10 protein-coding genes and 1 pseudogene are annotated in these 16878 nt (G+C 37.5%); all 11 read left to right on the top strand.

Translation table 11 applies throughout. From position 1 onward, the window contains the following. The first annotated feature begins 491 nt into the window (after positions 1-491). Positions 492-1667 carry a porin gene (locus tag AACX68_RS20020; protein WP_228860306.1) on the top strand — a complete coding sequence of 392 codons (1176 nt, stop codon included), beginning with the start codon at positions 492-494 and terminating at the stop codon, positions 1665-1667. Between the two features lie 74 nt (positions 1668-1741). Further along, on the top strand, positions 1742-3697 hold the full coding sequence (locus tag AACX68_RS20015) for a bifunctional 2',3'-cyclic-nucleotide 2'-phosphodiesterase/3'-nucleotidase (RefSeq protein ID WP_228860305.1): 1956 nt from the start codon (positions 1742-1744) through the stop codon (positions 3695-3697). Between the two features lie 100 nt (positions 3698-3797). Next, positions 3798-5432 carry a bifunctional metallophosphatase/5'-nucleotidase gene (locus tag AACX68_RS20010; RefSeq protein WP_228860304.1) on the top strand — a complete coding sequence of 545 codons (1635 nt, stop codon included), beginning with the start codon at positions 3798-3800 and terminating at the stop codon, positions 5430-5432. Positions 5433-5684: 252 nt separating this feature from the next. After that, the gene (locus AACX68_RS20005) at positions 5685-7319 is read left to right on the top strand and encodes an ABC transporter substrate-binding protein (protein WP_228860303.1); all 1635 of its coding nucleotides are present in this window, start codon (positions 5685-5687) and stop codon (positions 7317-7319) included. Between the two features lie 108 nt (positions 7320-7427). Continuing rightward, positions 7428-9065, top strand: a complete 1638-nt coding sequence (locus AACX68_RS20000; RefSeq protein ID WP_228860302.1) for an ABC transporter substrate-binding protein — start codon at positions 7428-7430, stop codon at positions 9063-9065. 53 nt (positions 9066-9118) lie between these two features. Further along, complete coding sequence (locus AACX68_RS19995; protein ID WP_228860301.1) at positions 9119-10747, top strand: ABC transporter substrate-binding protein; 1629 nt, start codon at positions 9119-9121, stop codon at positions 10745-10747. A gap of 605 nt (positions 10748-11352) precedes the next feature. Further along, entirely contained in the window at positions 11353-12111 is a 759-nt protein-coding gene (locus tag AACX68_RS19990; RefSeq protein WP_255705683.1) for an ATP-binding cassette domain-containing protein, read from the top strand. Next, positions 12108-12860, top strand: coding sequence for an ABC-2 family transporter protein (locus AACX68_RS19985; RefSeq protein WP_228860299.1), 753 nt, complete (start codon positions 12108-12110; stop codon positions 12858-12860). Before AACX68_RS19990 ends, AACX68_RS19985 begins: the two co-directional genes overlap by 4 nt. After that, positions 12847-13623 carry an ABC-2 family transporter protein gene (locus tag AACX68_RS19980; protein ID WP_228860298.1) on the top strand — a complete coding sequence of 259 codons (777 nt, stop codon included), beginning with the start codon at positions 12847-12849 and terminating at the stop codon, positions 13621-13623. The genes AACX68_RS19985 and AACX68_RS19980 overlap by 14 nt, the downstream gene beginning before the upstream one ends. A gap of 103 nt (positions 13624-13726) precedes the next feature. Continuing rightward, a complete protein-coding gene (locus AACX68_RS19975) occupies positions 13727-15367 on the top strand; it encodes an ABC transporter substrate-binding protein (protein WP_228860297.1) in 1641 nt (546 codons plus the stop codon). A 222-nt stretch (positions 15368-15589) separates the two neighbouring features. Continuing rightward, a pseudogene (locus tag AACX68_RS19970) lies at positions 15590-16771 on the top strand (ABC transporter substrate-binding protein); the annotation flags it as partial. Positions 16772-16878 lie beyond the last annotated feature (107 nt).

Here is a 16878-nt window from a genome sequence, read left to right as displayed (position 1 = left end):
AAAGAATATATTTTTTGTGCTGTGGTAAAAATAGTCTGTAATGATGATATTTAAACGATAAAAGGTTGTTTTATGATTCATCTCACACATTAGTGTAAATTTTTTTTACCCTGTTTTAATTAGTGTGCACCCCTTCACGAAAAACATTGTTTTCTTTAGTTATTATAAATACGTGTAATGGGATGAATACAGCACACGAACGTAATACATCAATGTAGCACAACATGATATTGGAGATTTAATTCTCCTGTTTTTTATTTTTCACTTTCATTTTTTAATCTTATTGCTGGTTCAATATGGCAAGTTATAAATATTCTAACGAGGAAATTTCATTAGAAATAATAATCAATAATACTGATTCTATCATTTTTTAAACGCGTCTTTTATTTTCACGAAAATAGTGACGGGTTTTTATTGCCCTGAATATATTGCGCACAGTTCGTGATAGCGGGACGTATTACCTAAAAATTAATCTTTGTGGGTGTCTTATTATGAAAAACATGAAGCCATTGGCTGCATTAATTGGATTATTGGTTATTTCTGGCAGCGCTGGTGCCGTTACGGTTTACAATGACAAGGGAACCAAAGTCGATTTGATTGGGCAGTTTCGTCTGAAGGCAAAAACCACCAGTCAGGATCGCGATATCAATATTCGCGATGATGGCAGCCGCATTGGTATTGGTGGTAGTCACCAATTAACCAGAGATATTCGCGTATTTGGTAAAATGGAATGGGGTTCAGATACTCAAAGATCAAATAGCGATAATTCTAAAACCAGTTTTGAAATGTACAACCGTCTTGGTTATATCGGTGCATCCCATCGTGATTATGGCCAGATTCAATTAGGCCGGACTTATATTCCTATTGATTGGGTAAAAAAATCCAGCTACGGCTATGGCAACACAGGTGTATTTTATTTCAGTGATGTCCTGAGCCGTGCAACAGGCTACAGCAATGACGGGGTGGGTAAAAACAATTTCGTGACCCGCCTGCCGCAAACGATTTTTATTCAGACCAACAGTTATGAAGGCTTTAAGCTTGCTGCCACTTACAGTGGTAAATCCGGTTCAGATAAAGATCGCCAGCATGGTGATTTGCGCCACGCCTATTCTGTTGTGGGTTTCTATGAATCAAAGTTTGGCCTGAAATTTGATGCTGGTTACTCCGCGGCAACGGGAGAAGCACACCGAAAAATAGCGGGTGGCGAGCGTAAAGTTTCTGACGTCTCTCCGCAAGACAGTTTACTGGCTTTTGGTATGGAATATTACTTCCCCGGACGTCAATTCTCTGTTGGTGTGGATTACGGTCAGGCACGTTCCCGCAATTCAGGCATGATTTATCAGGAAGGCAGAAATAATAAACTCAGTTCCAATTCCGTCAAAGGAAACTGGAAAGCAAACCTGTATGGCCTGGGTGCGAAATGGCACTGGGATAAAATTGAAAGCGGCATGTATGCAGGTTATTACCTGCGTGACGGTGATTCCAACACATTCAACTATAAAAAACAGACTTACACCGTTGGTTTAGATAAACGTTTTTCAGTTTCTCAGTACAATAGCATACGTCTGTTTGTTGAAGCGGCATACGATGATGCCCGCAGTGACAACCCGGTTTACAGAGATAAGAAACAGACCATTCTGGAAACCGGTGCACGTTTGTTTTTTTAATTGAATAAATTCTTTCTAAGAAAAATGTTATGGGAGAACTTTTACCGGTTCTCCTCTCTACAAAGGGGTATAACATGTTGAAGCATGGGTTGAAAATTTCAGCACTGGCAATGTTGGTGGCCTTTAATGTCAATGCAGCGACCGTTGATTTACGGGTTATGGAAACATCAGATGTTCATAGCAACCTGATGGATTTCGATTACTTTAAGGATAAACCGACTGAACAGTTTGGTCTGGTTCGTACAGCAAGCCTGATTAAAGCAGCCAAATCTGAAGTGACCAATGCCATTCTGGTTGATAACGGTGACCTGATTCAGGGTAGCCCGATGGCAGATTATATGGCGGCAAAAGGGCTGAAACAGGGTGAAGTTCACCCGGCTCACCAACTTATGAACACCATGGGTTATACCGTAGGTAACTTCGGTAATCATGAGTTCAATTTTGGTCTGGATTACCTGAAACAGGCGATAGCGGGGGCTGAGTTCCCTTATGTCAACGCCAATATTATGGATGCCAAAACCGGTAAAAATTACTTTACCCCTTATATTATTGTTGATACTCCGGTTAAAGATCGGGAAGGTAAAGAGCACTCGATTAAGATCGGTTATATCGGTTTTGTTCCGCCACAGATCAGTATCTGGGATAAAGCGAATCTGGATGGCAAAGTTGTTGTCAACGATATCACCGAAACGGCGAAAAAATTCGTACCTGAAATGAAAAAAGCAGGGGCAGATCTGATTATTGCCATTCCGCACTCCGGTTTCTCGCAGGAACCTTATAAAGCAATGGCGGAAAACTCGGTTTACTACCTGAGCGAAGTTCCCGGCATAAATGCCATTATGTTCGGTCATTCCCACGGCGTTTTCCCAAATAAAGAATATGCCGGAATTAAAGGTGTCGATGTTACTAACGGCACTGTCAATGGTATTCCTGCTGTGATGCCGGGCCAGTGGGGAGATCATCTGGGTGTTGTTGATATGGTTATCAATAACGACGGTGGTGAGTGGAAAGTGGAATCTGCCAAAGCAGAAGCGCGCCCTATCTACGATAAAGCCCATAAGAAAGCACTGGTTGAACGTGATGATAAGCTGGCGGCTATTATCGATAAAGCTAATCAGGGAACCCGTGATTTTGTCGGTAAGCACATTGGTAAAGCCTCTGCCAATATGTACAGTTATCTCGCCCTGATCCAGAGTGATCCGACGGTTCAGATCGTCAATGATGCGCAGGTTGATTACACCAAACGCTTTATCAAAGGCGATCCTGATCTGGCTGACTTACCGGTTCTGGGAGCTGCTGCACCATTCAAAGCGGGTGGACGTAAAAATGCTCCCGCTGACTTCGTTGAAGTAGAAAAAGGTGATCTGTCATTCCGTAATGCCGCGGATCTGTATCTCTACCCGAACACGCTGGTTGTAGTCAAAGCGAGTGGTGCTGATGTTACTGAATGGCTGGAATGTTCAGTGGGTATGTATAACCAGATCGATCCGAATTCGACCAAGCCACAGGAATTACTGAACTGGGATGGTTTCCGTACATATAATTTCGACACCATTAGTGGCGTCAACTATAAGGTGGATCTGACTCAACCCGCAAAATATGATACGGATTGCCAGTTGATCAATAAAGGTGCGAACCGTATCAAGGATGTTACCTATCAGGGTAAGCCTATCGATCCAAAAGCCACCTTCCTGATTGCCACCAATAACTACCGTGGTTACGGCGGTAAATTTGCCGGAACCGGAGAAACTCATATCGCATTTGCCTCACCGGATGAAAACCGCTCCGTTCTGGCAGCTTATATTTCCAGAACAACCAAAGAGCAGGGTGTGGTATCAACACAGGCGGAAAATAACTGGTCATTCCTGCCAATCAAAACAGATAAGCAACTGGATATCCGTTTTGAAACTTCTCCATCAGAAAAAGCAGCGAAATTTATTAAAGAACATGCCCAATATCCGGTGAAATACCTGAAAAATGATGATGTCGGGTTTGCCATTTATCAAATTGATCTGACCGATAAAAAATAACGCTTAATTGTCCTTACTATAAATTTCAGGTTGCAGTTTTTGGGCTGCAACCTGAAAGATGACAGTTATATTTTGATAGCTGATTTAAAGAGATAATGAGATGAATTATAAATATAAATTACTTCCGATTGTGATTGGCGCAGCATTGCTGGCAGGGTGTGCAACCAAGCCAGCTAATGAATCATCAAATATCGTGGATGTACGAGTTCTGGGGCTGAATGATTTTCATGGCGCGTTGAAGGCACCTAAAAATCAATCCGGCGGTATTGAACATATGGCAACGCTGATTAAAGAGCTGAAACAGGATAATCCGAATAATATCGTGGTTGCCGCCGGTGATTTGATTGGTGCCAGCCCGCTGCTTTCCTCAATGTTCCACGATGAGCCCAGTATTGAAGCTCTGACCCTTGCCGGTCTGGAAGCCACTTCGGTGGGGAATCACGAATTTGATAAAGGTAAAACTGAGCTGTTGCGTAAACAGAATGGTGGCTGCCATCCGGTAACAGGTTGTCAGGGGCCAGCACCATTTAAAGGCGCTGGGTTTCAGTATCTGTCGGCTAACGTCACAGTTGATGAAACAGGTAAAACCTTATTCCCGGAATATGTCATCAAAGAATTTGAAGGAATTCCGGTGGCCTTTATTGGTCTGACACTGGAAGGCACACCGGCAATTGTGACACCTCAGGGAACGGCAGGTCTGAGTTTTTCCAACGAAGTTAAAACCATCAATGCGCTGGTGCCAGAATTGCAGAAAAAGGGTGTAAAAGCCATTGGGGTACTGATCCACGAAGGTGCAATGCAAAGACGTGACGCTGGTGGTGTTGATGTTAATGCCTGTAATGGCATAACCGGAAAAATCATCGATATCGTCAATCAGTTAGATAAAGAAGTGGATTTCGTGATCAGCGGCCATACTCATCAGGCTTATAACTGCGTGATTAATGGTAAATCTGTCACTTCTGCTCAGGCTAATGGCGCTTTGCTCACTAAGCTGGATCTGAAACTGGATAAAACCACCAGAGATGTTGTTGATTTAAAAGCAAAAAATATTTGGGTTGATAACTATAAATATGGCAAAGACCCGAAAGTGACCGAGTTATTATCTTCTTACGAAAAAATAGCGACACCTCTGGCAAATCGCGTGATCGGGAAACTGGAAAGTGATCTGAATAAGAAACCGACATCCGGTGGTGAATCTGCGTTGGGTAAAGTGATAGCAGATGCACACCTGTATGCCACAACGGCAAAAGAGAGTGGCGGTGCTGTGATTGCTTTCGTAAATAATGGCGGTATCCGTGCGCCAATGGATGCAGGGGATGTCACTTATAACGCGATTTACACCGTGCAGCCGTTCTCTAATGTGATGGTGACTAAGACACTGACCGGTGAACAGATCAAGCGTGCGTTGGAACAACAGTGGGATCGTACGCGCCCAAGTGTGATGGCGGTATCTCATACTCTTGAATACTCGTGGGATAGCTCAAAACCGGCAGGGCAGCGAGTGATCGCCAGCTCTATGAAAATTAATGGCAAGCCAGTTGATATGAAAGCCAAATACCGTGTAGCGGCTAACGAATATCTGGCAACCGGAGGCAGTAATTTCTCCGTATTTAAAGAAGGCACCGATCCGGTATACAGTGTTCCTGATGTGGATGCGGTGGTGAAATATTTTGCCGAGAAATCACCGATTGCTTACCCGAAAAAAGACAGGATCACGGATATAAGTAGCCAATAATGTGATGGTGATTGTAAATACAAAAAATTACTGTAGATAAAATCACCAGCAAACAGGTACTGTAATCTTTCGGCTGTTTTAAATAATAAGTGCAATGCTAATTGTTATGCATTGCACTTATATTTTTAATCTTTTCAAATTAAGTGAATATATTACTTATAAGCGTAATATTTATAACGTAATAATAATTAAGGTAGTAATAATAAATGAGATATTGAATAAATAATAAAAACAGTTATGGAGAGCGCTAATATGAAAAAAATAATGGCAAGGCTAATAAAAAATAAAATTGCCAGAGTATTAACCTGTTCTGTAAGTCTTATACTGGGAAGTGCCACATATTCTTACGCTGCTGTAGTTCCTGCCGGAACCCAATTAGCCGAAAAGCAAGAAATCACCCGCAATAATTTTGCCGAACCTACTTCTTTGGATCCGCATAAATCAGACAGTAGCAGTGAATTTGATATTTTAGTGGATCTCTTTGAACGTCTAGTGGATACCGACAAAGAAGAAAAAATTATTCCCGCTTTAGCCGAACGTTGGGAAACTAAAGATAATAAAACATGGGTTTTTTATTTAAGAAAAGAGGCGAAGTGGTCAGATGGTTCGCCGGTAACTGCCCATGATGTGGTGTTCACTTGGCGGCGGTTGGTGACGCCGGATACTGTTTCTCCTTATGGGAGTTATCTGGTTCAGGCTAATGTTATCAATGCACAGGCTGTATTATCCGGTAAGAAAAAACCAGAAGAACTTGGTATTAAGGCCCTGAATGATACAACCTTAGAAGTCACACTGGAAAAGCCAAAAGCAGGCCTTTTGCAAATGTTGGCACATGCGGTGATGTCTCCACTTAATGAAAAGGTTGTGACAAAACATGGTAACAAATGGACACAGCCACAATTTTTTGTCAGTAACGGGCCTTTTACACTTTCTGAGTGGGTCGTGAATGAGAAAATTGTTGGTGTCAGAAATCCTCATTATTGGGATAATAAAAATACCATAATTAATAAAGTTACTTACTTGCCAATATCTGATTATAAGGCGGATCTTAATCGCTATCTGGCAGGAGAACTTGATATTTCTAATGGTGGGCCAACAGATTTCTTTTCTAAATTACAAAAAGAACTGGGTGATCAATTCCATATTAAACCGATAATGAGTGTTTCTTATTATCTTTTCAATACGCAAAAACCCCCATTTAACGATGTGCGGGTCAGACAGGCACTGACTTTAGCGTTGGACAGGGATGTAATTGCTGGCAGGGTGCTAGGGCAAGGCCAAAAACCAGCTTATCATGTAGTTTCTCCGGGTAGTGGAGGGATGGAATTAAAACATCCTGATTATGCCTCGTGGACGCAGGAACAACGCGTTGAAAAAGCTAAAGCGTTATTAAATGAAGCGGGTTTTAATGAAGGTAATCCACTGAAATTTAAACTTTTATATAACACTTCTGATGCTCATAAAAGACTTGCTATTGCTGCCAGTTCAATATGGAAAAAGAACCTCGGTGTTGATGCTATTCTGGAAAATCAGGAAAGTAAATCGCAGACAGAATCGCTGTATCAGGGGAACTTTGAGGTTGGCAGATATGCCTGGCAGGCAGATTATAATAGCCCGTTTACCTTTCTGGAAATTTTCATGACAGGAAATACAAATAATATAACAAAATACAGTAATCCAGAGTTTGATAAGTTAGTATTAAAGGCAGATGAAACTAATGATCAAGCGATTTATCAAAAAGCACTTGATATTATTACCCATGATTCACCTGCCATTCCAGTTTATTACTTTGTTCGTGTTAAATTAGTTAAGCCTCATGTCGGCGGCCTGTTTGTCAGCCCATTGGGACATATTATGACAAAAGATCTTTATATTATTAAACATTAATATTCAATAGAAATAGCCTGCTTATAACAGGCTATTTCTAAATTAAATATTTAATTAAAATCGTTAACGTAAAGAAAATAAAAATATAATAATGGGGGTAACCAAACGATGCAGAAAATAATTTCTGGAATGATAAAAAACACAACATCGAAAGTATTAACCTGTTCAGTAGCAATTGTATTAGGCAGTATCGGTTTTTCTGCTCAGGCGGCGGTTGTGCCACCCGGTACAGAGTTGGCAGAAAGACAGGAAATCGTGCGTAATAACGGCTCATTTCCTGCTTCATTGGATGTACATAAAGTAGAAAGTAATACTGAGTTAGATATCATTCATGATTTGTTTGATGGTCTGGTCTATACCGACAGAAAAGGTAATATCGAACCCAGACTGGCGGAGCGCTGGGAAACCAAGGATAACCAGACATGGGTTTTCCATTTAAGAAAAGATATTAAATGGTCTGATGGCACACCAATTACCGCTCATGATGTGGTATTCAGCTGGCGGCGTTTACTTGAGCCGACAATGGGTTCTCCTTATGGTAGCTATCTTGCAACCGCTCATGTGACAAATGCGAATGATGTATTGCTTGGTAAGAAAAAAGCCGAAGAACTTGGGGTAAAAGCGCTGGATGATTCTACACTGGAAGTGAAATTGGATAAGCCAGTCGCGTATTTCTTACAAATGTTAACTCATCCGGTTATGGTTCCTATCAGTGAAAAAACAGTCAATAAATATGGTGATAGGTGGACGCAGCCTGAAACATTCGTTGGCAGTGGTGCCTTTAAACTGTCTGAGTGGACAGTAAATGAAAAGGTCGTTGGGGTCAGAAATCCTCAATATTGGGATGATAAAAACACAGTCATTAATAAAGTGACTTATGTCACCATCGTATCTGAAAAAGCCGATCTGAACCGTTACCTTGCAGGTGAAATTGATATAACTAAAACAATCGCATTAGATGCTTTTGCATCATTAAAAAAAGAAATTCCCGATCAGATGCATATTACGCCTATGCTATCCACTTATTATTATGCTTTTAATAACAAGAAACCACCATTCAATGATGTCAGGGTCAGGTTGGCATTAAGCTTAGCCATTGACAGAGATGTTATTGCCGATAAGGTTTTGGGGCAGGGGCAATTACCGGCTTATAATGTCCTTCCGCCTAATATTGGTGGGTTAAATCTAACTCCGCCTGAGTATGCAGGATGGACACAAGAACAGCGGATTAAAAAAGCCAGGGAATTATTAAACGAAGCCGGATTCAATAAAAATAATCCACTAAAAATTGATTTGCTTTATAACACAAGAGAAACTCATAAAAAAATAGCTATAGCAGTCAGTTCAATGTGGAAAAAAAATCTTGATGTGAATGCTGTACTGCAAAATCAGGAATGGAAAGTCATGCTGGATAATATGCATCAGGGTAAATTTGATATAGTCAGGTATGCATGGGTAGCAGATTATAATAGCCCGATGTCATTTCTGGATATTTTCGTAACAGGCAATAGTAATAATATCCAGCTCTATGAAAATAGTGATTTTGATCAAATGGTCCTTAAATCAGGGGAAACTAACGACATAAAACATTATCAAAATGCAATGGATATCATAACCAATGACACACCTGTTATTCCTATTTATTACTACGTGAGTAATAAGATGGTAAAACCTTATATTGGTGGTTTTCATCCTACTCCCATGGAATATATTTCAACGAAAGATCTTTATGTCATAAAACATTAATAAACAGATGGAGAGTCTTAATAGGCTCTCATCCCATTTGCAGGATTAAAATAATGAAAATAAAAAATATTAAAAATAGAGCTATAAAACAATTATCCTGTCTATCTGTAATAATATTAGCCGGTGTAGTTACTGTATCCCATGCAGCCATTATTCCACCCGGAACACAATTAGCGGAAAAGCAGGAAGTGGTACGTAATAATGGTAGTGAGCCTGTTTCATTGGATGTGCATAAAGTTGAAAGTGATACCGATTTTAATATTATTTATGATTTTTTCGATAATCTAGTGTATACCGACAAGCAAGGTAATATTGCTCCCTTATTAGCAACTAGCTGGGAAACTCAGGATAATCAAAACTGGGTCTTTCGTTTAAGACAGGACGCTAGATGGTCTGATGGTTCTTCTATCACTGCCCATGATGTGGTTTTTAGCTGGCAGCGTTTACTTGATCCGGCAGTCGGCTCACCTTATGGAAACTATCTTATTGATGCTGCGGTAATGAATGCTAAAGATGTGCTTAAAGGCACAAAGAGTGCCAATGAATTAGGCATAAAAGCATTGGATAATTATACGTTCGAAGTGAAGTTAGATAAACCTATCGGGGATTTTATACAGAGACTGGCTCACCCTGTCATGGTTCCTGTCAGCGAAAAAGTGGTCAGAAAATATGGTGATAAATGGATACAGCCTGAACACTTTGTTAGTAGCGGTGCATTCAAATTATCTGAATGGATAGTCAATGAGAAAATAGTTGGCGTTAAAAACCCCTATTATTGGGATAATAAAAATGTTGTTATTAATAAAGTAACGTACCTTACTTTAGAGTCAGCGAAATCTGATTTGAACCGTTATCTGGCGGGTGAAATTGATATCACGCTGACAATTCCACAGGATTCGTTTGCATCATTAAAGCAAAAATATCCGGAACAAGTGCATGTTTCTCCCAGACTGGGAGCTTATTATTATGAAATTAATAACGGAAAAGCACCGTTTACTGATATTCGGGTCAGGCAGGCATTAAATCTGGCAATAGACAGAGATATTATCGCTGATAAAGTGTTAGGGCAGGGGCAAAAGCCTATTTATACTTTCCTACCTCCCGGTATTGGCGGTTTTGATTTTAAACAACCGGATTTTGCTGATTGGACGCAGGAACAGCGGGTTGAAAAAGCCAGAGCATTATTAAAGGAAGCCGGATTTAACCAGAACAATCCACTTAAATTTACCCTGTTGTATAACACGCTTGAAGCTCATAAGAAAGTGGCTATTGCCCTTAGCTCAATGTGGAAAAAAAATCTGGGTATTGAGGCAACCCTACAAAATCAGGAATGGAAAGTAGTGCTCGATAATAAATATCAGGGTAAATATGATCTTGTCAGGTATGGTTGGATTGCAGACTATGATAGCCCGATGACATATTTCAATATATTCACTACAGACCACACACAAAATTCATCATATTATTCAAATAAAAAATTTGATGAAATAGTGATGGAATCAGGAAAAACAAATGATAAAGCGGGTTACCAAAAAGCATTAGATATTATTACTGAGGATACACCAATTATTCCTATTTATTCGGCTGTAAATCATAAAATGATTAAACCTTATCTTGGTGGTGTTTATGTTGATCCACGAGGTTATTATCTGACAAAAGATATGTATGTGATTAAACATTAAATACCGATTTAATAAAATGATTGCTCATATCTCTGATCACGGAGGTATGAGCTAATGCAACATGATAATTGTGATGCACCTTGTGTTTTTGAAAATAAATGTTGTAATTTTGTTAATTAAGTAATCTCTATATGAAATTATTATTTTTTAATTTGATTGTAACTTAGTTTTGAACTTTAACATTAATTTATATGTATGATGCCGAATATTATGGTTTTTTAGATTTGTTTTTGTTGTATTTTAGATGTGTTATTTATTTTTATTAGTTGATGGGAAATTCATGTTTTATTTTTTATCATGAATTAATATTGTTACTTATTATTCAATGGGGAATTATTTTTCTCTCAATCAATAAAATAAATACTTTATTAAATCAGGTGATTATGGTGATAATGGTCACGATAAAATATTGTAATGAATAGTATCACACGTATGTAATTAGGCCAGATAGCAATAAGAAATAAACATTGACATCAGATGTTAGCAAGAATTATAAAACAACCAGCAGGGCTGAAATTTTTATAAGTTTTTACTGAGTTATGAAGGGTAGAGAGCACACATATTTAGTGGGCATGTATATTTATGACTATAATTAGTAAATTGATATGATAAAAATAAATAATTTATATTTTAGCTATCGAAACAGGGAAATCCAGAATGGTTTTTTTAAGAATTTATTTAAATCAAATGAAACTGAGGTGAAATTATTTGAAAGCCTAAGTATTGAAATATTTAATGATGAGAAAATTATTGGATTGCTGGGGAAAAATGGAGCAGGTAAAACAACATTAATAAAGTTAATTACGGGCATTTTAACACCAAACTCTGGTGATATTACTGTGTTTGGCACCTCTCCGTATGGGCGTCCCGCAAAGCTTTTATCTAACCTCGGTGTCCTTTTTGGAAATAGGTCAATGCTCTGGGAGGAGTTATCTCTCTATGAGAATATAGAACTTTTTTCAAAAATATATAAACGTATTTATGATAAAGATCATGTTGAAAGCATGATAGAGATAATGAATCTTAGAAATATTGCAAGGAAACCAGCAAAAACGTGTTCTTTAGGCCAGTCTGTTAAGTCTAATTTATTAATACATATGTTGAATAAGCCAAAGCTTCTTATTTTGGATGAGCCAACAATTGGCCTTGATATTGAATCACAGATTTTATTACGTAGTATTTTAAAAGATTATGCTGATAATAATGAGAGTAAAATACTTATTACTTCACATAATATGATAGATATAGCTGATATTTGTAAGGATATTATTTTTCTGAAAGAGGGTGAAGTATCAAGAGTAAACCTGAATGAGTGTGATTCCAAGGAAAAGAATGCGATATATTTAGAGAGGTTATTCTTGTGATTGCTAAATTCTCTTTTATAGAAACTATCAGAGCTAAGAATATTATATTAGGCTACTACTTTCTTATAATAACACTGTATGCTGTTGAATTATCTTTTTGGAGTACAATGACAAGTTCAAGTGATTTTGCTCATTACACACGTAATGAGATAATCAGTTATATATTATGGTCAGTGATGATTTTTCAGTTAACAAGTATTTCAGGATTTCCGGAGAGGTTAGCATTCAATATTGAAGATGGTAGTGTTGATAGATTAATCATCATGCCAAAGTCAATATTGCTGTATTATTCTGAGTATGCTTTTGGGCAGATGTTAGCCAGAATGTTTGTTATGTCTCCATTATTTATTTTTATCATCTGGTATCAGGGGAACTTACCAAACCTTTTATGGTTATTGGTTGCATTATGTATAGGTTTATTTATAAATTTATATTTAACAATGATATTATCATGTATGGCTTTTAAATTCAGAGGGGCTTACTCTTTTATTATGGTAAAGGATACATTATCATGGGCATTATCAGGTGCGGTAATACCATTAGATGTATTTAATGACACCATAAAAATGTTTTTTAATTATATTCCTTTTCAATATATTACTTACGTTCCTGTGAAAATTGCAACAAATTCAATTTCTCTTTACTTTATACTGAGTGGTTTATTGGTAATGTTCTTCCTGATGATAATTTTCAGTGTCATCTGGCGTTATATGATAAAGTATAATCAAGGGTATAATGGCAATGCTTAATATTATATTTATAGGGTTTAAAAATAGTTTATCAGAAGCTAAAAAAAGCCCTTTTAATTTCTGGATGGCGGCTTTTATTAATTTTAATTTCTATGTGGCGCAGGGTTTTTTCTGGTATGCCATTTTAGGCTCAAAGTCTTCTGATTATATTTTGTCTAATGATTTCGTTCTTATCTTTTTTACTACGGTATGTTTGGTAGATAATTTTTATCTTTTTTTATTCGGAAGAGGAAGTTTTTTACTGACAAATAAAGTTAAGTCATTAAAGTTAGATCCACATTTGATATTGCCGATAAATACTCAATTTCTTTATGTTGCAACAGGCATTGCATTTGAACACTTTTTATTGTCATTTTTATCTTTAGTCTTATTTTTTGTTGTTCATATTTATTTAAATACTGATATTTTGTACATGTTTTTACATTTAATTATGGTCTTTGAGGGAGTTTTAGTTCTGACAGCGATCACATGGATCATAAGAACGAGCATATTCTGGACATCGGCTTTAGTCAGTATTAAATATTCTAACCCTTGTTTTAAGGTATTAGTCAGGCCTGAGCAGTCTTTTCACGGCTTGATACGTATTATTCTGATGTTTGTGCTTCCCTGTTTATTTATAACCGGTGTTCCGGCTTCAGTTGCAAATGGGATAATGAGCGTGAAGTGGTTTTTTATTCAGTCAGTCATCACATTAATTTTAATTATTTTGGCTAAATTATTTTTTGATATTGGCGTCAGAAGATATGCCAAATATGTAACGTAATAACAGGTATTTAAGCGTTTTTTAGATGGCAGTAAATCAGGTTTTTACAGAGAAATATAATGATGAATGTTTAAGTGATAATATAATTATGGAGAGCTTTATTATGTCTATACAAAAAATGATGACTAATTTAGCAGTAAAGAAAAAAATCAGCATACTCTCTTGTGTTATTGCAGCAATATTTGGAAATGTTTCATTATCTTACGCCGCTGTTGTGCCGGAAGGAACAAAACTGGCGGCTAAGCAGGAAATTGTACGTAATAGTCTATCAGAGCCTGCCTCATTGGATGTGCATAAAGTTTCCAGTGATGTTGAGTTTGATATTATTCACGATTTTTTTGAGGGACTAGTTTATACCGATAGGCAGGGCAATATTGAGCCAAGGTTGGCTGAACGGTGGGAAACCAGTGATAATAAAACATGGGTTTTTCATCTGAGAAAAGGAATTAAGTGGTCTGATGGCACACCGATTACAGCCCATGATTTTGTCTTTAGTTGGCGGCGTTTGGTTGAGCCTGACATTGTTTCTCCTTATGGCAGTTATCTTGAGAATATCAGTATTATCAATGCTAATGATGTTCTTACAGGCAAGAGGAAAGGCGAAGAACTTGGAGTAAAAGCATTAGATGATATGACCTTGGAAGTGCGTCTGGATAAACCAATGGGTGATTTTTTACAGGCGCTGACTCATACCATTATGGTGCCTGTGAATAAAAATGCCATTGAAAAACATGGGGAAAAATGGACAAGGCCGGGTAATTTTGTGGGTAATGGACCATTTAAATTGTCTGAATGGAAGGTGAATGAAAAAATAGTAGGAGTCAGAAATTCCCATTATTGGGATGATAAAAACACCGTTATAGATAAAGTGCACTATCCGGTTATTGCTTCCGAAAAATCTGCTTTAAGCCGTTATCTGGCTGGTGAAGTGGATTTTACCAAAACAATTCCACTGGAATCTTTTGAATCGTTAAAAGAAACAATAGGAGATCAGGTTTATACATCTCCTAAAGTTGGTACTTATTTCTATGAATTTAATAATAAAAAACTACCTTTTGATAATATTAAAGTCAGGCAGGCATTAAATTTAGCAGTAGACAGAGATGTGATCGCTTATAAGGTATTAAGGCAGGGGCAAAAACCTGCTTATACCCTTGTTCCACCGAATACTGGCGGCTTCAAATTTTCAGGGCCTGACTATGCTTCATGGACTCAGGAGCAGCGTATTGAAAAAGCCAAAGTGCTATTGAATGAAGCAGGGTTCAATAAAGACAATCCATTGAAATTTAATTTGCTTTACAATACTCATGAATCACACCAAAAAATTGCTATTGCAGTTAGTTCAATGTGGAAAAAGAACCTGGGTGTAGAGGTTACTTTGCAAAATCAGGAATGGAAAGTGATGCTGGATAATATGCATCAGGGTAAGTTTGAGGTTATCAGAAGGGCATGGATTGCTGATTATAATAGCCCAATGAGTTTTCTGAATATGTTTATGTCAGGGCAGGTTAAAAATACTGCTTTATATGAGAATAGTGATTATGATACAGCCATTAAAAAAGCGAGTGAGACTAATGATGTATTATATCAGCAGAAAGGGCTGGATATTATAACTAAAGATTCACCTGTCATTCCTATCTATTATTATGTCAATTCAAAAATGGTTAAGCCTTACGTTGGGGGATTTTATGTTACCCCAATGGGATATGTATCCACTAAAGATCTTTATATTATAGAGCATTAAAGAATAAGAAGGTTATTCTTATCAGAATTCAAGCTGCATCTGGCTCAGTTGCAGCTTTTTTTACTGTGTTATTCATAACCGAAATCATTGATTGGCTTTTTTAAAATGTTATTTTTATCAAGTGCTATTATTAAATAATAGATGTGTACGCTTTATTAAAAACACACGCCAATATTTCTAATTAATAATAAAAATCACATTGCAGCAATAGAGGAAAATGACATGTTAAATAAAATAATTAATAGAGGCATGGAAATATCAATTTATTCTATGATTATGATATTTTTTAGTATTACTTCATCCTATGCCGCCGTTATTCCACCCGGTATACAATTGAATGAAAAACAGGAGGTTATTCGTAATAATGGTGCAGAACCTGCATCACTTGATGTTGATAAAGCTGAAGATAATGTTTCACTGAATATTATCAATGATTTTTTTGAAGGATTAGTCGGAACGGATAAAAATAATAAAATTGAACCCAGATTGGCTGAAAGCTGGGAAACACAAGATAACAAAACGTGGGTGTTTCATTTAAGAAAAGGTATCAAATGGTCTGATGGCACACCTATCACTGCCCATGATGTTGTTTTCAGCTGGCGGCGATTGATTGAGCCAGCCACAGTTTCTCCTTATGGCAGCTATCTTGCTGATGCTTCTGTTGTCAATGCGCAAGCTATTCTGAATGGCCAGAAAAAAGCGGAAGAATTGGGTGTTAAAGCGCTGGACGATGCGACGGTTGAGGTTAAATTGGAGAAACCGGTTGGTTATTTTTTGCAAATGTTAGCCTTTCCGATTCTGTACCCGATTAGTGAAAAAGTAGTGACAAAATATGGTGATAAATGGGTAAAACCTGAATATTTTGTCTCTAGTGGGCCATTTAAGCTATCTGAGTGGCATGTTAATGAAAAGGTTGTTGGAGTCAGAAATCACTATTATTGGGATGATAAAAATACAGTTATTAATAAAGTCACCTATCTACCCATCTCGTCAAATAAATCAGAATTAAACCGTTATTTGGCCGGAGGAATTGATATAACATTTACGATCCCGTTAGAAGACTTTGCTTCATTAAAACGAACAATAGGAAGGCAGATTCATATTACACCGCTTCTGAGTACATATTATTATGATTTTAATAATAAAAAATATCCGTTTAATGATGCCAGAGTCAGACAGGCTTTAAATTTATCTTTGGATCGGGATATTATTGCTAATCGGGTTGTTGCTCAGGGCCAGCTACCTGCTTATACCATATTGCCACCGGGGATTGGCGGGTTTAAATTTAACTTACCGGAATATGCTGCGTGGACACAGGAACAACGAAATAAAAAAGCACGGGAATTATTAGCTGAAGTAGGTTTTAATAAGAATAATCCGCTTAAATTTAACCTAGTTTATAACGCGATGCTCGACTTTTATGATGAGTTGAAATGACATAGCCGCTCCTTTATAACTTTAAGTCGTCAAAAATAGAGAAATAAAGGAACAAAAGGCTATGTCACAGCAAG

The sequence above is a fragment of the Xenorhabdus sp. PB61.4 genome (assembly GCF_963894935.1).
Classification (GTDB): domain Bacteria; phylum Pseudomonadota; class Gammaproteobacteria; order Enterobacterales; family Enterobacteriaceae; genus Xenorhabdus; species Xenorhabdus stockiae.
This window is presented reverse-complemented; position numbering and strand designations above follow the sequence as displayed.